This is a genomic window from Bradyrhizobium icense (assembly GCF_001693385.1).
Lineage (GTDB): Bacteria > Pseudomonadota > Alphaproteobacteria > Rhizobiales > Xanthobacteraceae > Bradyrhizobium > Bradyrhizobium icense.
This window is the reverse complement of record NZ_CP016428.1, coordinates 5,511,887-5,531,065: the sequence shown is the minus strand read 5'-3', so window position 1 is coordinate 5,531,065 and position 19,179 is coordinate 5,511,887. Positions and strand designations below refer to the sequence as shown.

Here is a 19,179-nt window from a genome sequence, read left to right as displayed (position 1 = left end):
GGAGCAGACTCAAAATGAAAAAGGATCGATGAAGGTATTAGTGCCGGTAAAGCGGTGGTCGATTGCAACATCAAGGTCCGCGTCAAGAGCGATGGATCGGGCGTTGAACTCGCCAACGTCAAAATGTCGATGAACCCGTTCGATGAAATCGCGGTCGAGGAAGCGCTGCGCCTCAAGGAAGGCGGGAAGGTCACCGAGGTCATGGTGGTCTCCATTTGGTCCGGCGCAGGCGTCGGAAACGATCCGCACCGGTCTCGCCGTGGGCACCGATCGCGGCCTTCTGGTGAAGGCCGACGGCAATGTCGAACCGCTGGAAGAAGGTCGCCGAGGAAGAGCGGCGGGGGCCCGATCATCCTGGGCAAGCAGGCGATCGACGACGATTCGAACCAGACCGGCCAGATGCTGGCCGCGCTGTTGGGCTGGTCGCAGGCCATGCCTCGAAGGTCGAAGTTGAAGGCTCCGACTTCAAGGTCACACGCGAGGTCGACGGCGGCCTGCGGACTGTGAAGCTGAAAGGACCGGCGATCATCACCACCGACCTGCGGCTGAACGAGCCGCGTTATGCGTCGCTGCCCAACATCATGAAGGCGAAGAAAAAGCCGATCGACGACAAGAGCGCCGCCGATTACGGCGTCGATCTCACGCCGCATCTCGAAGTGCTCAAGACATCGGAACCGCCCGGCCGCAAGGGTGGCGTCAAGGTCAAGGACGTCGCTGAGCTCGTTTCCAAACTCAAGACCGAAGCCGGGGTTCTCTGATGACGACGCTATTGATTGCCGAACACGACAACGGGTCGATCAAGGATGCGACCAGCAAGACGGTGACGGCAGCCGCTGTGCTCGGCGCCGACGTGCAGGTGCTGGTCGCCGGCGAGAACGCCAAGGGTGCGGCCGATGCCGCAGCCAAGCTTGCCGGCGTCAAGAAGGTGCTGCTCGCGGACAATGCGGCCTATGCCCATGATCTCGCCGAGCCGCTGGCCGCGCTGCTCGTGTCGCTGGCCTCTGGTTATGATGCCTTCGTCGCGCCTGCGACCTCGCGCTTCAAGAACGTGATGCCGCACGTCGCCGCCCTGCTCGACGTGATGCAGGTGTCGGAGATCATCAAGGTGGTTTCGCCGGATACGTTCGAGCGGCCGGTCTACGCCGGCAACGCGATCCAGACGGTGAAGTCGAAGGACGCCAAGAAGGTCATCACGGTGCGGACCTCGACCTTTGCCGCTGCGGGTGAGGGCGGCAGTGCGCCGGTGCGACTGGCAGGTCGGCCAGACCGGCAAAGTGGTCGCACCGGAATTTTATGTCGCAATCGGTATCTCCGGCGCGATCCAGCATCTCGCCGGCATGAAGGTTTCCAAGGTGATCGTTGCGATCAACAAGGATGAAGACGCGCCGATCTTCCAGGTTGCCGATTACGGCCTGGTCGCGGATCTCTATCAGGCGGTTCCTGAACTGACCGAAGAACTCGGGAGGTAGGAGGAGTATCGGATGGGCAAGGCCGCCCCCGTGTCTTTTGCCCTTTTCTCCGGGACAATGCGTGCCGCTTACCAGCGCATGACGCGCGCGACCGATCGGTTGATCGGCGCCTTACTGATCGTCCTCTGGGTCAAGGTGGTCCTCGATGTGTCCTGAGCTCGACGATCGGCTGCGCCTCGCGTTGATGCAGGCGGCTGACCTCCTGACCGCGAGCCCCGAGTCGTTCACGGTTCTGTTCAGGCGCGGTGACCTCTGGGTTGAGCTGTTCGCCTCACGCTGGATCGACACCCAGCAGCCACACGAGCAGGACGAGATTTATACTGTAGTGGCCGGCACCGGCGTGTTCCCACCACGGCGTGGACCGCGTGCCGTTTGGCCCGGGCGACTTCCTGTTCGTACCGGCACGCGTGCGGCACGCCTTCGAGACGTTTAATTTAGCGCGGATCAACACTTGGGGGTCATCCTTTTCGGCCCTCAGGGCGGCTATGCGACGGCCGCCCCGCGCACGGACGCAAGCTCGGCTACTTGAGAGGAGCCGATCCTCATCCCGGCGTGCCCACGGCCGGCTCCTCGCGGCCAAGCTTTCGCTCTCGTAGAAAAATGTAGAGCCCTGCGGCGGTAATGATGGCAGCGCCCGCAAGCGTTGCCAGCGACGGCACGTCGCCGAAAACGACAAAGCCGAAGATCACGGCCCAGAAGATCTGCGAATACTGATAGGGCACCACGGCGCTCGCCGGCGCGAGTTTCAGCGAGCGGCTCACGCACAAGAGCGCACACACTGAGATCATCCCTGCCGCTACGAATAGCAGGAGGCTTCGCGGGGTCGGCGTGACCCATCCGATTGGTGCGAGCACCGCGCCCAGAAGGAACGTTCCAACAAATTGCGAGGTAACGATCACAACATCGGGAGTCCTTCGCAACTGCCGTGTGATCAGCATCAACCCGGCAAAAGAGAGGCTTCCGCAGAGAGCGATCAGTCCCGGCCAGCTGAAGCTCTGTACCGAGGGGGCCAGCGCGATCAGGACGCCGGCAAAGCCAACTAGAATCGCGCTCCAGCGCCGCCAACCGACCTGCTCTCGCAGTGCGATCGCTGATAAGGCGGTGACGAAGATCGGACATGCAAGATAATAGGTCACAACGTCGGCTAACGGCAGATACACCGTGGCGAGAAAGAACGAGGCGACTTCGGTCGTTGAAAGTACAACGCGAACAAATTGGAGGCGCGGCCGCTCGAGCTTTGCGAAATGCTCCTTATTCCGCCAGATCATGGGGGCGAGCAGTAGGAGTGCGGCGCATGCTCGCAACCACAGCAACTGACCAACCGAATAGGTTGAGACGATTAGTTTTCCAATCGCATCGCCACAGGAGAACACGAATACTGCCAGGAGCATCAGGCCAATGCCGGCCAAACGACTGGAGTGTTCGTCGCTAAGCGGCGAGATTCTTGTAACTATAAACATTTAAAGCGCCCGTTCTTCCAATTTTTCCGTTTTGCGCGCGCTAGCCCGCCTACAGGCCGACTGCTCCGGCCAGACGATCGACCGGCCATCAGTTGTTGGCCCGGTGCCTGGCCAGCCACGCCGACGGCTGGGTCAAGCCGAGCCAGGACTAAATCGGCAGCGGGAGAAACTCGCGATGGGATCACGCAAAGCTCCAAATAGCGATCATATGGAGTCAGATTCTACTAATGTGATGATTCCGCTCGCAGGAACGCTGCGCCTATTTGTTGGTTGCGAAGCTTTGCTGCGATCCAAGGATCGACAGAGTGAGGCACCACCTGAGTTGAGCGGATCCGGTCGGTCGGTATTGACATTTGAACCCGGGTAGCCCCGGGAGCTAATGAGAAAGGCGGGGGCGCTCGAAAGTAACGGCCGAGGCGTCGATGGTTAGCAACTTCCGATCGCCTCACGTAGTTTGAGCGCGTTGCGTTCGTCAGTGGCGTTAAAAGCGTCGCGCTTTGTGGGCAAGCGCAGGATTACTGCTAACCTGTGCGTCATATTGGTCAAATTCGGATCTGGCGCTCGGTAAACTTTACACGAGAACGCCACTTTCCAGTGACCGAAAAGGAACGAGAATGCGGGGAAGACAACCGGATTCTAGCAGGGTAAGCGTGGGCACCTCGTCGGCGGCTGAACTTGTCGCTCGTCCTAGCGCGTTCCCGTTGCTCTCGGTGGGAAGCAGTTCAGGCATCTAATGCGAAGCGAGCAGTTGCTGACTTGATACGAGCAGGGCAAGCGCGCTCTGTTGGGAATGATTGGGAGGTCGGGAGTCTATGCGCAGCGTTGAACTGTTCCGGGATTTGCAGAGCGAGGCAACTACGTGGCGGCGCTTACTCCATCAAAACCCCGAGCTTGACTACCGGCTACACAACACGGCGGGATTCGTAGCCGAGAAGCTGGCGTCGTTCGGTATCAATGACATCGAAACCGGGATAGCGGAAACCGGCATCGTGGCATTGATACAGGGCGAGGGCGGAGAAGGCCCGACTATCGGCTTGAGGGCGGACATGGACGCTCTGCCGATACTCGAAGAGTCAAACAAGCCATGGTCGTCGAAAACGCCTGGCAAGATGCACGGGTGTGGCCATGACGGTCACACAGCCATGCTGCTGGGTGCCGCAAAATACCTTGCCTCTACGCGTAAGTTCAAGGGCTCAGTTGCCTTGATCTTTCAGCCGGCGGAGGAAGTGCTACCATCGGGCGCGCTAAGTATGGTCCAGGAAGGAATAATGGACCGTTTTGGCATCTCGCAGGTTTTTGGCATGCACAATACTCCCGGCATAGAGGTCGGCAAATTCGGCATTTGCCATGGCCCAATTCTGGCATCGCTCGACGAGTTCGACATCGTTGTGGCCGGCAAGGGCGGCCACGCGGCCAGGCCGCACGAGGCTATCGATCCAATTGTTATTGCAGGACAGGTCATCGTCGGCCTGCAAACGTTGGTCTCGCGTAACACGAACCCGCTTGAGGCGCTCGTTGTTTCCATCACCAAGTTGAACGCAGGAACGTCCTACAACATCGTTCCCGCTCATGCCGAAATGGGAGGGACTGTCAGAACATTTTCACCGGCTCTGCGAGATTTCGCCGAACGACAGATCTTGGCTTCAGCCCAAGGTATCGCACGCGGATTGGGCGGTGATGTCGAGTTGAAGTACCGGCGAGATTGTCCCGTCACTTTCAACCACTCAGAGGAGACTGATCTCGCGATTAGGGTGGCCCGCAATCTCGTAGGGTCCGCCTCGGTGAACGACAAGATGAGTCCGCGGATCTCATCGGAGGACTTCGCTTACATGCTTCAGGCGCGGCCCGGCGCTATCATCTACATTGGAAACGGATCGACCGCGGCCTTACACAATCCCGCATATGACTTTAATGATGAAGCTCTACCTTACGGCATCGGGTATTGGGTTAACTTGGTCGAGACGGCGCTGGCTGCCGGAAATTAAGGTAGGTTGCGATTGCGTAAACCGCAGCTTTGATCAAAGTTCGACATTCGCGAGGAGTGTTCCTTCCCCCCGCTGGGGAGGTGCACTCCTCTTTTCGAACTGCGTCTGGGCCGGTCGCAATTAACTGATTGCCGTTGCACCTCCTCAGCACTATCGACACACTGATCACGACGCTCTCTCGGACTCTCGAACGCGAGCGACCCCCGCTGATGTCGAAGTTTCGATGTGCTATCCTTTCATGGAGGGCAAACTCGATGGGCGCCAAATGGAACGACGCTAGCTTTCGAACCGCGTTGCGCAAAGCGGTTCGAAGACCGAGTAAGTCTAGATGGCATTTCGGCAATACTCACCTCTTCATTCGCCGGGCCTGTTGCTCCCGGAAGAACACCGGCTCACGAGGCTTCATCGGCGTTGACAGCAAAGCTGTCCTGCCGCTCGATCGTTCCAAAGCTAGTGTCACTCCCGTGACTCGCTCGCGCCGACGCGAAGGCCTCTGACTGAAAGGCTTCACGTTCCGTCGATCAGACGCAGAATTTATGCTCTGCGAAGACTGATTTTTGTGAAGTTCGGTTGGAGCATCTTGAGATAGTCGGTGTTCTGGACGAGCAGCTCTCGGCCCGCTCAACCACAAAAGAGGGTGAAATTGTTCTCCAAGTGCCGAGAACAGTACCATCTTCATTGGGAGCAATAAAAGGGAGGAGATCGGGAAATGAAAAGGCGAACATTTCTAAAGTTCACGACAGCGGCTGTGGCCAGTGCTCTGGCTGCACCCCTATGTGCACGCTCAATCGAAAAGATTTGCTGGCGTTACGCTGCGCGTAAACGGATTCGGCGGCCTTTACGATAAAGCGCTTAGAAAATGCGTGGGCGCGCCGCTCGAGGAGAAATACGGGCTAAAGGTTCAATTCATCGCTGGTACTCAATCAGCTGGCCTCATCAAGCTCATCGCGAACAAAGACAATCTCCGTACGACCTCTTTCAAGCCGATAGCGCATATATGGTCGAACTCCTTAAGGCCGGCGTCATCGAAGAGATCTAGGCATCGGACGTTCCCAACCTCAAGCGGATCCTTCCCGGGTTCCGCGAATACGGCGACTACGGTGTGCCTTACAGCGTGGCGACCGTGATCCCCGTCTACAATTCAAAGTACATCAAGCAGCCCCTAACGACATACTCTGATATCGCCCGCTCCGATTTGGCAGGGCGCGTGGTCATTCCGACCCCCGTCCAGGACAGCATGAGCCTCTACCTTCTTCGTGGCCGACGAAAATGGTGGCTCGATCTCGAACATGGAGCCGGCGTTCCAGGTATTGGCGGCCGCGAAGCCGAATATCGTCGCGCTCGCGCAGTCAACCGTGGCGGAGTTGCAGATGTTTGAATCCGAAGAGGTCTACGCGGGCATGTTCTGGGACAGCCGGGCGCACGAATTGCGCACCAAGGGCTTTCCCATTGTGACCGTTATTCCACCTTAAGGCCTCTACTCCATCAGCACGTACTTCAACCTGATCAAGGGCATGAAGTATCCGGAAGCCGCACACGCCTTTGCGGAGCAGTTGCTCTCCGATGAGGATATGAGTGGTCTACCTCAGGCGCTTGGAATCGGAGTGACCACGGACGTCAAGTTGCCTGAGGAAATTCAAATGAGCCTTGTATACAACTCGCCGGAGCGCGTTGCTCTGAAAAAGGAAGTTGATTGGCAAAAGTGGATGGCAGACCGCAGTGCCCGAATCGAGCGGGGTCAACAAAATAATTCGAAGCTAGCTAGGTGCTTGTTACCCCACGTCCCTCCATCGCGCGTGTTTCGGAGGGGGGTCTAGATTTGCGCGCCGTTGAAGTATTTCCGGTATGTGGGAGCGAACGAACATTCATCAGTGCTCTATTCTCTCGGCATGGTGGGTGCCGGCTCAACTACGTCGTTGAGAGTTGGTCAGATCTTACAGTCGCGGCAACCCGGGTTGTTTAGGAGGCATAGAGTTGTCGCCACCTCATTCATTCGAGGAATCGGATCGATCGCACCACGCATGCCCGACGGCGCTGCTCTCCCCGGACACTTAGCGCGCTTGTCGTGCAAGTTTTGTCAGCAAACAGCGAGTGGTCGCAGGAGATTGTACCCGTCAGCCGGTGAGGCGTGTCCATGAGAACCGGCAAATCCGGGCTTACGAGGAAACGATGATGTTTAGAATTTGTCGCAGAGGGAAGGGGCTGCACCATATTTCGCTACCTTAGCGATGGCGGAGCGCCCCCTCGATAACGAGAGCCTTCCGCACACTGTTTCTGCGCGTTGAACCGCGACATTGCCGGAATACCGCGCGCTTCCAGGCGTAGAAGTGAATAAAGTGCGAGGTAGCGCTATAACATTGCCGTGCAGTGTGAAGCTTGCCGTCGTCACACCTAGCGAGATAACCGACAAGATCGTGAGCACTGCCGAGGCTCCAGCGGCAACTCCTCGATCAGCTAACGACAGAGACCGTAGTCCTGATCCTCGTGTCCCCGAGTGGATGACGCGGCTTCGAATCTATGTGGCAAATATCCGGAGATACATCCTATGGAAAAAATTCTGAACTTTGAGCGGGCTGAATTCGATGCGCGGGTTGCGGCCGTGAAAACGGAGATGGCCAAGCGTGGAATCGATATTTTTCTTGTCTCTGAACCCCCGAACCTGAATTATCTAACTGGCTACAACGCTTATTCCTTCTATACGCCGCAGATGGCGATCGTGGCGCTTAAGCACGCCGAGCCCATCTTTGTTACGCGGTTTATGGACACCACATCGGCAAAAATCACTACTTATCTGGCAGACGATAACATCAGAGGTATTCCGGACGAGTATATGAACTCGACCACCTTATCCGCGTACGACTTTATGGCCGGCGTTGTGAAGGAGCTCGGCGGTGAAAAGGCGAAAATCGGCGTGGAGATGGGGGGGTATTATTATTCTGCGCGCGCACATGCTGATCTTGTCCGAGCGCTACCGCTCGCTAACTTTGTAGACGCCGACCTGCTGGTCAATTGGATCCGCCTTGTAAAGAGTCAAGCCGAACTTTCTTTCATGCGCCAAGCTGGTTGTGTTGCCGACGCGATGGTCGAGCGGGCCGTGGACATCGCAGAGCCCGGTGTGCGTGAATGCGACGTTGCGGCGGCCGTCTATCACCAGCAGATTTCGGGCACGCCCGAATTCGGCGGAAGCTATGATTCCTCGTGCCTGCATCTCTGTGTCGGCGAACGCGCTCTCGCACCACACTCCGCGTGGACAGACAAGCCGCTGCCGGCTTCTACGATCATCAATTTCGAAGTTCACGGGCTTCGGCACCGCTATCAAGTCAATCTAAGTCGTACGATTTCCATCGGGAAGCCGTCACCAGCATACCAAAAATTCTCAGAGATCGCCATAGAAGCTCTGAATGCGGGGCTTGAGAGCGTCCGTCCCGGCCGCACCTGCTCGGAAGTTTTCGGCGCGTTTTCACAAGTACTCGCGCGTCACGGGATCCAGAAAAACGAGAGGATCGGCTATCCGACTGGAATCGGTTATCCGCCCTCTGTAGCAGAGCGCACTGCGAGTCTTCGCAAAGGAGACAAGACAGTACTGCAGCCGGGCATGTGCTTCCACATGATGACTGGCCTGTGGTTGGACGATAGAAGCATCACCATCACGCAGCCCTTTGCCGTCACTGAGGGCGGCCATGAGGATTTGACAACGACGCCGCGCATATTGTTCGTCAAATAGTCAAACGCACACGTTCGCAACATTAGCATTCTTTCACCGGCAGCAGTCCTGCTGCCGCGATTCAATCGGGGGTCATGGCGAATACTTCTGATCCGGACGTACTGTTGAGTAGATGAAAGTAAACGGCGGCATGACGCTTCAAGACTAGCGAATGAGCCGGCACTCTTGTCGACGTTGTACCTTTGAGAAGCCGATCTTTCGGGTATGGAGCTTGACGACCTCGCCATTTTGTTGTGCAGCGGCCGATTGTCTCCCGCGACCGATCTTCCCGCCTGGACTGCCAATGCTGCTATGCCGGAACGCAGTGGCCGGACCGGAATCGAAGTAAGCCCAAGCACGACCACGTCGAAGCAAACATTGCTTGTAGCAGCACCTTCACCATGTTAGCGATGGCGGCTCGCAAGCGCTCGGCAATGCGGGGCTAGTGTAGGCGCGCGTGATTCGGCGCCTGTGACGACGCCATATTGCGGATTCCGATGATCTCGCCGGGTTGTGCCGAGGATGATGCCGCCCGGGATTCCGAGATAATCCCACCATTCCGGAATGATCCAGTCGGGGCGTGGAGGCGTTCTGGGGGGCGTTTTCTCACACTGAGCAACCCGCATGGTCAATTGAGATCGCAACCAGACCTGCTGCTGTCTACTGGTATTGCTGTGGGCATGTGGTCAATGCGGTTGCGTCGTCCGAGCGCACCGGCATGTCCAAATCTTCCGGCTTCGCTGCGATCGGGTGCGCCGCAGGCTCTCGCCGGAAAGACCGAGCCGGTAGGCATTGTGGACGAGACAATCGAGCATGGCGTCTGCACAGATAGGATCGTCAATCAGAGCGTGCTATCGGTCTTACTGGGAGCTGGTTGGTGACGATGTTAGAACGGGCGGCCGTGGCGCAAACTTGAACATCTCGTTGCCCCGGAGCTGCTCACAGGACGCTAAGGGGTGATTTTTGGCTCTGTCTTCCTTCAACGCGGGGAGCTGCGCCGGTGGGTAACCTGCCATATCCGACCCTTCCATGATCCTATCAGAGCCGGAGTCATTGGTGTGCTGCTCATCGTGCAGCCTGGCAGCCACCAGTTCACCCCGTGGTCGTTGCTGATACTTCTTAATGCATGATTTTATGCCTCACGCGACCTCGCAATGCGCTCGGTGAGGAGGGAGATCCCGTCGCTGGCAGTAACCTCGTAGCGCCGCAGCAGTGACGATGTGCTTGGCGGCGTGGGCGATTGTCCAAGCTTGGCAATCGATCAACGTACGTCAATTCGGGCTGCTCGCCGCATCGAGCACCTTCTGGTCATGCGGCTACTTCTTGATCGCTGCGGCAATGCGTGCAGGGCAACTCGGCGTGGTCGCGCCGTTCAGATACTCTGCGCTGATCTACTCCTCTATCCTTGGCTATGTCATTTGGCATGACGTTCCAAATTCTCTGGCATGGAGCGGCATGACACTGATTGCTGTTTCGGGAATGTGCGTGATCCGTGCCGCGAAGTAGAAACGTAGGAGTTGAGGCCGCTTGCTCGCGCGATGCTAAAAATTGGAGCTGAGCTGGAGTGAAGCCGGCTACGACGGCGTCCCGCGCCAGATTGTTGAGTTCACACCCAAAGCTCCTTACGCTCGCGCGGGCGCTCTGCTGCCAATTTTATGCTATCGACGTCAATCCGCGCATCCAGGTCGAGCAGACGGTTGCCGCTGCCGGCGCCCGCCACTCAGGCGACGCGTTCCCCACCGTTTTCTAGGCCTGCCCCGATCAGTAAACTCCACATCGGTATCGCCGTGGTCAGGACCGAGCAGGGCAAAGCTGTACGTGTTCGCCATCGACTTGTGCCCCACCTTGTCCCTCCATTCAAGGGGAGGGGGAACGTTCACGATGTTTCCCTCCCCTTACGGTCCCTCGAAGAGAAGCGTGGAGTCAACTCAAGAGAAATAGGCCCTAGTAGCCCAGGTCCAAGTTGATCTCACGCGTGAGTGGCTTTTCCGTTGCGAACTCCATCAAATTCTGAGTGCCCCACTTGATATACCGTTCCAAAACGTCATCCGCATTATGGGCTTCGGAAAGGGAGCAGACTACATTCGGAAGCTTGCGAATGTCCGAACGTGGCGAGTAGCCCGCCGGAAAGCTTCTACCAAAATCATACTTAAACCACACATCTGCAGCGAAGCCGCGCAAACGACCGGACGTAAGTGCCTGATAGAGAGCTTTCTCTTGAAGCACATTTCCACGGCCGACGTTGACCAGGAAGGCAGATGGCTTCATGGCAGCGAGCTCATCCTTTCCGAAGAATTGAAAAGTTTCACCTGTATTGGGGGTTGCCAGAACGACATAATCGCATTTCGCTAGCACGGAATGCAACTCGTCCACTCCATGCATTGAATCCACGTACTCCGCCGGCCGCTCTTTGTTGCGCCGCACGCCGAGAACGTGCATATCGAGTCCCTTCGCATATTTGGCGATAAGACTTCCAATACTTCCAACGCCGATCACTCCCATAGTGCGGCCGTTCAGCATGGCCGAGCGAGTCTCGTCCGCGAATAGAGGAAAGAGCCAACGGTTCTCTAGTGCCACTTGGTGCTTGAAGATGGCGTTCTTCGCGAGGGCAAGCACGAGCATCATCGCCTGCTCCGCGATCGCAATCGCATTTGCGCCGCGAACATTCGCAATCTTGAAACCGCGTTGCTTAGCCAGCGCGAGCACTCCTGTTTGGGCGAGATCGTCAACGCCGGAGTGTAGCCAAGAAAGCATCTTAAGCTTATGCGAGATTTCCATTATGCCTGTTGGAAGAGTCCAGCCGATGAACGCATCGGCGTCGACAGCATGACGCACTAAATCTGAGTATGTGCTCTCAAAGCGAGAAAAGTACTCGCCTTCTGGTGTTACAACTTCTGTGCCACGCGGCATTGCCTTTCTTATGCTTTCGATTTCATCCTTGGTCGCGTGCCACAAGCAAAGTACTTTCATCGTGCCATTCCTCCTGAACCGGTTGTCGTCCTAAGTTGCTGCCACAAAATATTACCGACGGTCAGTGCCGAATTTCGGCGTTGAACCGCATGTATCGCGGAAATTCTGCATGTCCTGGGAGACGCGAATTTTCTTATCTCATTGGGCCACATGTGGCCGAGGGAAGATCGGCAGCCGGACGCGGAGGTCCAAGCGCGGAGCCGCGGCTAACGTGCCGTTGAGGATGGCGACTGATCGTGGTGTGCTACGCTTCAAAGTGCCATTAAAGCGCTCGTGTCGCTCTTTAGACAGGAGATGAAAGGGACTGGCATGTGCCCCTTCCATCGCGTGCCGCGACGGTATACGTTCGTGCATCAGCCAGAGCTGTCAGACAGCAGTTAGGCAGATATCGGCGCTTGCATCAAAGCCGCTTCGATGAGCGTCGTGCCGTTAGTGACTTTACGAGCGCTCGCCGCCAACTCGTCGCGACCGCTGCTTCCTGTCGCATTGACCGCAGCATGTTTCCGGCCAATGCCATCGACTTCTCCAGGTCAGGCATTGCGGCGCTCCCGTTAAACCTAAGGACGCCCTCAGGCGACCGAGACCATCATCATCCGGCAGAGGGGCGTGATGTCGTAGACGGGCAGCTTCGTGATACGGCGAATTAGTCGTCCGTTCTTTAATCGCGGGCACGGTGTCAACCCCGATAGACAAAAGTGATCCACTGCCGGGTTCATGGTTCTTTCCGCGGTCGTCTCTCCAGGAGCCGCCGCATGATGGCGTTCAAGAGGTGTGCATCTCGATGTGAAGGGCGCGGTGCGTAAGCCCGCAGGGACGACTTCGAGATTGCCAACACCTTCGTCCCGGCAGGGACGCCTGTTCCGCCGAAGGCGGATCTGAGTTGGTTTATGATTGGTTCATGCGGCGCGCATCTCTGCCTGGAACTCGGTGCCATCGGTCCAGATGGCATGGAGGATGACAGCCATTTTGCGAGCGACGGCAACCTTCGCCTTTTTGGCGCCGATGCGTTTGGCCAGCTTGCAGCCCCAGCGCTTGAGCGCAGAACCTCGCCTGACAACGGTCAGCAGGACGTTCGCGGCCTCGAACAGATAATTCGAACCTGGTGGTTGCCGCGCTTGGAGATGCGGCCAGTGCGATCGATCTCACCGGATTGATAACGTCTCGGCGTCAGGCCGAGATAGGCGCCAACGTCGGTGGAATGTCTGAAGCGAGCGGGGTTGTCGATGGTAACGACGAAGGCTAGAGCGGTCAGGGGACCGATACCGGGAACGGTCATCATTCGCCGAACAGTTTGGTCGTTTTTCGCCATCGCGAGGAGTTATCGATCAAGTTTTTTTTCAATTTGCTCGATCAAACAGGACTGAACAAGGAGTAGCGGTGCGAAAATATCATGCAAATCCGGCGCTTCAGCTAGCACGGCGTTGACTTTGCGAGCCAGGTTGGTCGAACCGGCCTTGCCGAGCACTATTCCCAACCCCTTGCACAGACCACGCATTTGGTTGTCAATATCTCGCCGCAGATTCACCAGCTTGCTTCGAGACGCCAGTAGCGAACGGATTTTCCAGCTCTCCGCCCCCCTTCACGGCAGCTTCCCGGTACCATCCCATGCGGGCCATTTCGGCCAACCCCATGGCATCGGTCTGATCCGACTTGTTGATGCGCATCGATAATGCCGCGTTGGCATGACGCGCATCAAGGCAAATCACCGGAAAGCCCAGCGCTCTGAGCTGGTGCCGAAGCCAATTGGATAGCGAGCCCGTTTCAAAAACGATCCGTTCAGCATTGCCGGCATGCCGCCGCAAGAGTTTGGCGATGGCCTCAGGATTGGTCGGCACGCAACCTTCGAATATCAGGCCGCCGGTCTGGTCCAAAACGCAAATGCTGGTTTCTTCCATAGAGATGTCCAGACCAACGTACTGCTTCATAGCGCTGCTCCCTTTCGATAATCGGCTGAGGCCCATCCTACGGACCCTCGTGTCCTCAAGAAGACGTCAGCCGCGATTACGCCATGTGAACAAGCCTCTAAGGGATTGAACAGGAGTCTGGTTTTCGGCTGCGGAGGCATTTGAGATTGCAGGGATTTGGGGCTTGGGAGCCGCAAATCTTGCAATTTTGTTGGTGGATTCCCCTTTGCTGCGAACCATGATTCTATGGTGCATCGGAGGGGACGATGCGGCCGAAAAAGCACAAGACGATGGGATCGAGCGATCTGTTCCGGGCACGGCTGGACCAGATCATCAATCTGAAGCACGAGCTGGTTCTGCTGGCCGGCAAGATCGATTGGGACTGGATCGACGGCGAGATCGCACCGCTCTACAGCGAGAACGGCCGGCCGGGCATCGAGACCCGCTTCATGATCGGGCTGCTGTTGCTCAAGCACATTTACGGGCTGTCCGATGAGGGGTGGGCGAACGCTGGGTCCATGATCGTATTTCCAGTACTTCACCGGCGAAGAGTTTTTCCAACACGCGTTCCCGCACGAGCGCTCGGACCTGAGCCATCACCTTTCCGACCGATGCCAAGCTGCTGCATGCGGCGATCAAAGGGCTCAACCGCCTGGCGGCCAGGCACGGCATCAGGCTGCGGCAATCCTATTCTCGTGTGGCCAAGGACGCCGCGATGATGGCGGGCCGCTACGCTCATGCCAAACAGTTCAGGCGGCATCAGCGGCAGTTGCGCATCTTGCGCAGCCGGCTGGGCCGGATCATCCGCGACATCCGCCGCAAGATCGAAGGTCAGGCCGCGCTCGAGGAGACGTTCGCCCTCCCGCTTGGCCGGGCCACGCAGATCCGCTCGCAGCAGCAGCGCCAGCGCGGCTGGAAGCTTTATTCCTTCCATGCCCCGGAGGTGGAGTGCATCGGCAAGGGCAAGGCCTCCGCGCCTTACGAGTTCGGAAAGGCCTCCATCGTCACCAACAACCGCCGGGCTCCCGGTGGCCTGTTCGTGCTGCACGCCAGGGCGCTGCCTGATAACCCGTACGACGGTCACACCTTGCGCGACGTCATTGACCGCACCGAGACACTCACCGGCTGCGCGATCGAGCGGGCCTATGTCGACAAGGGATACCGCGGCCACGACGCGCAAAATCCCCGCCGCGTCTTCATCTCCGGCCAGAAGCGCGGCGTCTTCGGTGTCATTAAGCGCGAGCTGCGCCGCCGCTCCGCCATCGAGCCCATCATCGGACACCTGAAGGCCGATGGTCACCTCGGCCGCTGCTTCAAAGGCCGCGCCGGCGATGCCGCCAACGTCGTCCTCTCAGCCGTCGGACACAATTTCCGCCGCATCCTCGCCTGGCTGAGAGATTTCTGGCGACTGATCCTGACTGCACTCTTCGCAGCCATCAGCGTCCAGTCAGCCCTCAGATCTGCTTCTTAACGGACGACGAATTACTGACGCGACCAACGGGAACGCCGTGCATTCGCAGAGGATGGCCCCGATCTCTGGATGCGCAGCATGAACTCGCGCAATGCAGGCAGTGACATCCTTTTTGAGAGCGTCGACGTCGGGCGGTAGTAGCGGACGCTGCGCCGCGTCGGTCAGGTACTTGCCGCCCTCAATGCCGCCGATCAAGATATTCTCTAATCTCGTCTAAATGGTCCCGTACTCGGCACTCTGGTTCAGATCGATGCCGGCTTGTGATGACCACGGGTCAAACGCCCGCCGTTCTTTTCATGGCTGTGTCCAGATGGCTCTCAACATTGTGCGTGCCGGCCTTGTATTGCCGCTGGCTGCGCTCCAGATCTGCTGCCGGAATATGACAACGAATCGCGTGGCCAGGCCCAGCCTCGGAAAGTGGCGGCTCGGTCGTTTCGCAGATCGCGCCGAGCTTTCGCGGGCAACGGCTCTGGAAAACGCAGCCGGGTGGTGGATTGGCCGCACTGGGGATTTCCCCGGCAAGGCGGATGCGCGACTTGTGGGTGGCGTTGAGGTCTGGCACGGCCGACAGGAGCGCCTCGGTATAGGGGTGGTGCGGGCCCTCGAAAACGCGCTCGGAGGGGCCGGTTTCCACGACCCGGCCGAGGTATAACACGGCGATCCGGTCGGCGAGGTAGCGCACAACGCCGAGGTCGTGGGAGATGAAGACGTAGCTTACCGCGCGCGAGGTCTGCAGCTCCGCGAGCAGGTTCAGGATCGCAGCCTGGACCGAGACGTCGAGTGCGGAGGTGGGCTCATCGCAGACCACGATCCGGGGATCGCCCGCAAAACTCCGCGCGATAGCCACGCGTTGCTTCAGGCCGCCCGAGAGCTGGCGCGGCCGGAGTGTCAGATGGCGCGAGGTGAGGCGGACGGCCTGGACGAGGGCGTCGAGCCGACGGGTGAGTTCCGCGCCACGAAGGCCGGCGAGGCGGCGGAGTGCTCGATTGATGATGTGGGCGACAGAATGGGTTCGGTTTAACGCCGAATCCGGGTTCTGGAAGACGATCTGCACCGCCTTGATCTCTTCCGGCGCGCGGTGATCGAGGGCCGGGGCAAGCAGCTTGCCATCGAGTTCGACCCTGCCGCCGGGATCCGGCGGAACGATGCCGAGCAACATCCGGGCGAGAGTGCTCTTTCCCGAGCCGGATTCGCCGACGAGGCCCAGGGTCTCCCCGGACATCAGAGTCAGGGAGACGTCCGTCACCGCGCGGACTTGATGCCGGCCCTGGCCGAAGGTTTTCGACACGTTTGCGATCCTCAGGACCGGATCGGTATTCGTGCGGAGGTCCGGCATCGCCACCTCCGCGGGCGTGGCGCGGGGAAGCTCGGCCGCGCGCTCCGGATAGTGGCACCGTGCAACCCGCCCACCGAGATCACGGGGCGCCGGCAACTCAGAATGGCAGCGCGCATCGGCGAGCGCGCAACGCTCGACGAATGGGCAGCCCGGCAGATGCATGCCCGGAGTGGGCAGGAACCCTGGGATGGTATTGAGACGACCTTGAACCTTCCGCTGACCGCCACGCGGCAGGCAGCGAAGGAGTGCCACGGTATAAGGATGGCGGGGCTCCGTGAATATCTGCTGGGTCGGACCTTCCTCCACTAACATCCCGGCATAGAGGACGCCGACGCGGTCGCACATCTTCGCCACCACAGCGAGGTTGTGGCTGATGAAGAGGATCGAGGTAGCAAACTCGCGCCGGAGCTCGGCGACGAGGTCGAGGACCTCGGCCTCCATCGTTGCGTCAAGCCCCGTCGTTGGCTCGTCGAGGATCAGCATGGTCGGGTCGTTTGCCAGCGCCATGGCGATCGCCACGCGCTGCTGCATGCCGCCCGAAAGCTGGTGCGGGTAGCGCTGCATCACCGAGGCTGGATCGGCGATACGGACTTTGCGCAGCATTTCGAGCGCACGGGCCTTCCGCTCCGGCGGGGGCAGACCCAAGACCTCGTATACTTCGGCGAGTTGGCGCCCGACCCGGATAGAGGGATTTAGCGTATTGCCCGGATCTTGGTAGACCATCGAGACGTTCTTGGCCCTGAGCGTCCGGAGCGCATCTCGGCCAAGTCGCATCACATCCGCGCCATTCAGTTCGACCGATCCACTGGTGACTTTCCCATTCCGCGGAAGGTAGCGAACGACTGCTAGCGCCAAGGTCGATTTGCCACAGCCACTTTCACCCACGAGGCCATAGGCCTCGCCCGGCGCGATCTGCAGACTTATGTCGCGCAGCACGGCGCGGTCCCGTCCGCCCGACCGGTAGGCAACGGAGAGGTGATCGATGCGAAGCGCGGGTTCAATCATCGAGCACACCCTGGACGCCATCGGCAACGAGGTTCACGCCGATAACGAGACTGGCAATGGCAACGGCGTCGAATAGTACCGTCCACCAGTAACCGCCGCCGATCACTCCGTAATTAGTCGATACAGAGAGCCCCCAGTCCGGCGAGGGTGGTTGCAAGCCAAAACCAAGAAAACTTAGCGTTGAGACCACAAAGATTGCATAACCGAGGCGAACGGTCGACTCAACTAGGATCGGCGGCAGGACGTTAGGGAGGATTTCCACGAACATAACGTGGGCGGCATTCTCTCGGCGCAGCTTCGCGGCGGCGATGTAATCGAGCTCCCGCTCCGCCAAGACAGCGGAACGAACGGTGCGGGCGACGTGGGGGATGAATGAAAGACCGATGACGATGATCACCGTCGTCTCCGAAGTGCCGAGCGCGGCGATCACCACGAGGGCGACAATGATCGAAGGGACCGCCATGATGGCCTCGAGAAGGCGGGAAACGATGTCGTCGACGATGCCGCGAAAATAGCCGGTGAGAAGGCCGAGCGCCGTTCCCGCCACAGTCGCCAGGATTGTGGCGAGAGGCGCAACCCTCAGAATGTCGCGAGAACCGACGATGACACGGGAGAAGATGTCGCGACCGAGCTGATCCGTGCCGAACCACTGTTTCGCAGATGGCGGGGCCAACGCGTTCAGGATGTCTGGCGCCAACGGGTCGCAGGGCACTAAATGACGACCGAAGACGGCACACACTGCCCAAAAAAGCACGATGGTCATGCCCGTCAGGAAGGAGCCGGAGCCGAACAGGGCCGCGAACACCTCCCGTCGTCTGCTCTCGGGTGCTGCGGCGGGAACGTCCGTCATTGTCCGGTGCCCATTCGGATGCGAGGGTTGAGCAGGGAGTACAGAAGATCTGCGAACGCCGTCGCAATGGCAAAGACGATGCCGATAATCATCACGGCCGCCTCCAGCATCGGTAGATCTTTGTGGCTCGCTGCGTGGAGGATCAGGGAACCAATCCCTTGGTAGCGGAACAGCGTCTCGACGACCATAAGGCCGCCGATAAGGTAGCCGGCTTGGGTGGCGACGACTGTGATAGTCGGCAGCAAAGCGTTCCTGAGCACATGCCGCCAGATGACCAAGCGCCAGGGCAGACCCTTCAGGACGGCAGTGCGCGTGTAGTCCGAGTCGAGAGCCTCAATCATGCCCGCGCGTACCATGCGAGCAATGTAGCCGAACAGAGCAAGCATGAGCGAGCTCGCGGGCGCGATCAGGTAATAGAGCTGAGTTAAGAGTCCCGCTCCATCCGGCCAGGCGGCGGAGATCGGCAACCAACTCAGCCCGACACCGAAGGTTAGGATCAGCACAATGCCACTGACGAATTCCGGCAACACAGTGGCCGACAAGCCGCCCAAGCTGATGATGCGGTCAAGTGGGCGATTCACGTTCAGCGCGGCTACTACCCCGCCGAGGATGCCCAGCGGCACTACAAGAAGGATTGCGACCGCCGCGAGTTTCAGCGAATTGCCGAGCGCGTGCACAACAAACGGGGCGACGGGAGCACGATAAACGTAGGACTGCCCCATGTCGCCGAGCAGGAAATGCGAGATCCAATTAAAATATTGCACCAGCAGCGGCCGGTCGAGGCCGAACTGACGATTGAGTACCTCCACCGCATGCGGATCCGCGTCGGGCCCGAGGATGGCGAGACCGACGTTGCCTGGCAGCACCTGACAGCCGAGAAAGACGAGCATGCTCAGCAGGAACAGGGTCACCAGTGCGAGGGCGACGCGCCTGACAAAAAAACGCGCGATCACCAAGCCTCCTTCGGAAACTTGCTTACTAGAGCACAACGCGGACGATTGATCCAGCGGAGAAGCCGGCAGGCGG

Annotated in this window: 12 protein-coding genes and 5 pseudogenes; 10 read left to right on the top strand and 7 right to left on the bottom strand. The window is 58.9% G+C overall.

Annotated elements, in window-relative coordinates:
* Positions 1–28: 28 nt before the first annotated feature.
* The 4 genes and pseudogenes from LMTR13_RS25915 to LMTR13_RS25905 all read left to right on the top strand — a co-directional run bounded on the left by LMTR13_RS25915 (position 29) and on the right by LMTR13_RS25905 (position 1,902).
* Positions 29–758 (top strand): annotated as a pseudogene (locus LMTR13_RS25915) (electron transfer flavoprotein subunit beta/FixA family protein).
* A pseudogene (locus tag LMTR13_RS25910) lies at positions 758–1,469 on the top strand (electron transfer flavoprotein subunit alpha/FixB family protein). Before LMTR13_RS25915 ends, LMTR13_RS25910 begins: the two co-directional pseudogenes overlap by 1 nt.
* A 12-nt stretch (positions 1,470–1,481) precedes the next feature.
* Positions 1,482–1,625, top strand: coding sequence for a hypothetical protein (locus tag LMTR13_RS41210; RefSeq protein ID WP_156795799.1), 144 nt, complete (start codon positions 1,482–1,484; stop codon positions 1,623–1,625).
* Complete coding sequence (locus tag LMTR13_RS25905) at positions 1,615–1,902, top strand: hypothetical protein (RefSeq protein WP_065730261.1); 288 nt, start codon at positions 1,615–1,617, stop codon at positions 1,900–1,902. Before LMTR13_RS41210 ends, LMTR13_RS25905 begins: the two co-directional genes overlap by 11 nt.
* 109 nt (positions 1,903–2,011) lie before the next feature.
* Here the strand turns inward: LMTR13_RS25905 and LMTR13_RS25900 are convergent, their stop codons facing one another.
* Complete coding sequence (locus tag LMTR13_RS25900) at positions 2,012–2,929, bottom strand: DMT family transporter (protein WP_065730260.1); 918 nt, start codon at positions 2,927–2,929, stop codon at positions 2,012–2,014.
* A gap of 812 nt (positions 2,930–3,741) precedes the next feature.
* Between LMTR13_RS25900 and LMTR13_RS25895 the strand changes: the two genes are divergently transcribed.
* The 4 genes from LMTR13_RS25895 (at position 3,742) to LMTR13_RS25880 (ending at position 8,638) form a co-directional block, all read left to right on the top strand.
* The gene (locus LMTR13_RS25895) at positions 3,742–4,914 is read left to right on the top strand and encodes a M20 aminoacylase family protein (protein ID WP_065730259.1); all 1,173 of its coding nucleotides are present in this window, start codon (positions 3,742–3,744) and stop codon (positions 4,912–4,914) included.
* A 709-nt stretch (positions 4,915–5,623) separates the two neighbouring features.
* On the top strand, positions 5,624–5,761 hold the full coding sequence (locus tag LMTR13_RS43850) for a twin-arginine translocation signal domain-containing protein (RefSeq protein WP_083219224.1): 138 nt from the start codon (positions 5,624–5,626) through the stop codon (positions 5,759–5,761).
* A 409-nt stretch (positions 5,762–6,170) separates the two neighbouring features.
* Positions 6,171–6,386 carry a hypothetical protein gene (locus tag LMTR13_RS25890; RefSeq protein WP_065730258.1) on the top strand — a complete coding sequence of 72 codons (216 nt, stop codon included), beginning with the start codon at positions 6,171–6,173 and terminating at the stop codon, positions 6,384–6,386.
* A 1,073-nt stretch (positions 6,387–7,459) separates the two neighbouring features.
* On the top strand, positions 7,460–8,638 hold the full coding sequence (locus LMTR13_RS25880) for a M24 family metallopeptidase (RefSeq protein WP_065730256.1): 1,179 nt from the start codon (positions 7,460–7,462) through the stop codon (positions 8,636–8,638).
* Positions 8,639–9,303: 665 nt separating this feature from the next.
* Here the strand turns inward: LMTR13_RS25880 and LMTR13_RS42835 are convergent.
* Positions 9,304–9,511: pseudogene (locus LMTR13_RS42835) on the bottom strand (ATP-binding protein); the annotation flags it as partial.
* Between the two features lie 330 nt (positions 9,512–9,841).
* Between LMTR13_RS42835 and LMTR13_RS25875 the strand changes: the two are divergent.
* Entirely contained in the window at positions 9,842–10,123 is a 282-nt protein-coding gene (locus LMTR13_RS25875; protein WP_156795798.1) for a hypothetical protein, read from the top strand.
* Between the two features lie 438 nt (positions 10,124–10,561).
* Here the strand turns inward: LMTR13_RS25875 and LMTR13_RS25870 are convergent, their stop codons facing one another.
* Both LMTR13_RS25870 and LMTR13_RS43965 read right to left on the bottom strand, forming a co-directional pair.
* Entirely contained in the window at positions 10,562–11,587 is a 1,026-nt protein-coding gene (locus LMTR13_RS25870) for an NAD(P)-dependent oxidoreductase (protein WP_065730254.1), read from the bottom strand.
* Between the two features lie 896 nt (positions 11,588–12,483).
* A pseudogene (locus LMTR13_RS43965) lies at positions 12,484–13,512 on the bottom strand (IS110 family RNA-guided transposase).
* 245 nt (positions 13,513–13,757) lie between these two features.
* Here LMTR13_RS43965 and LMTR13_RS25860 point away from each other — a divergent pair.
* A pseudogene (locus tag LMTR13_RS25860) lies at positions 13,758–14,962 on the top strand (IS5 family transposase).
* 274 nt (positions 14,963–15,236) lie between these two features.
* Here LMTR13_RS25860 and LMTR13_RS25855 read toward each other — a convergent pair.
* From LMTR13_RS25855 to LMTR13_RS25845, 3 genes are read right to left on the bottom strand one after another with little or no spacing between them, the layout of a single operon-like run.
* Entirely contained in the window at positions 15,237–17,303 is a 2,067-nt protein-coding gene (locus LMTR13_RS25855) for an ABC transporter ATP-binding protein (RefSeq protein ID WP_065730253.1), read from the bottom strand.
* Entirely contained in the window at positions 17,296–18,153 is an 858-nt protein-coding gene (locus LMTR13_RS25850; RefSeq protein WP_065730252.1) for an ABC transporter permease, read from the bottom strand. Before LMTR13_RS25850 ends, LMTR13_RS25855 begins: the two co-directional genes overlap by 8 nt.
* Complete coding sequence (locus tag LMTR13_RS25845; RefSeq protein WP_065732979.1) at positions 18,150–19,043, bottom strand: ABC transporter permease; 894 nt, start codon at positions 19,041–19,043, stop codon at positions 18,150–18,152. The genes LMTR13_RS25850 and LMTR13_RS25845 overlap by 4 nt, the downstream gene beginning before the upstream one ends.
* Between the last annotated feature and the right edge of the window lie 136 nt (positions 19,044–19,179).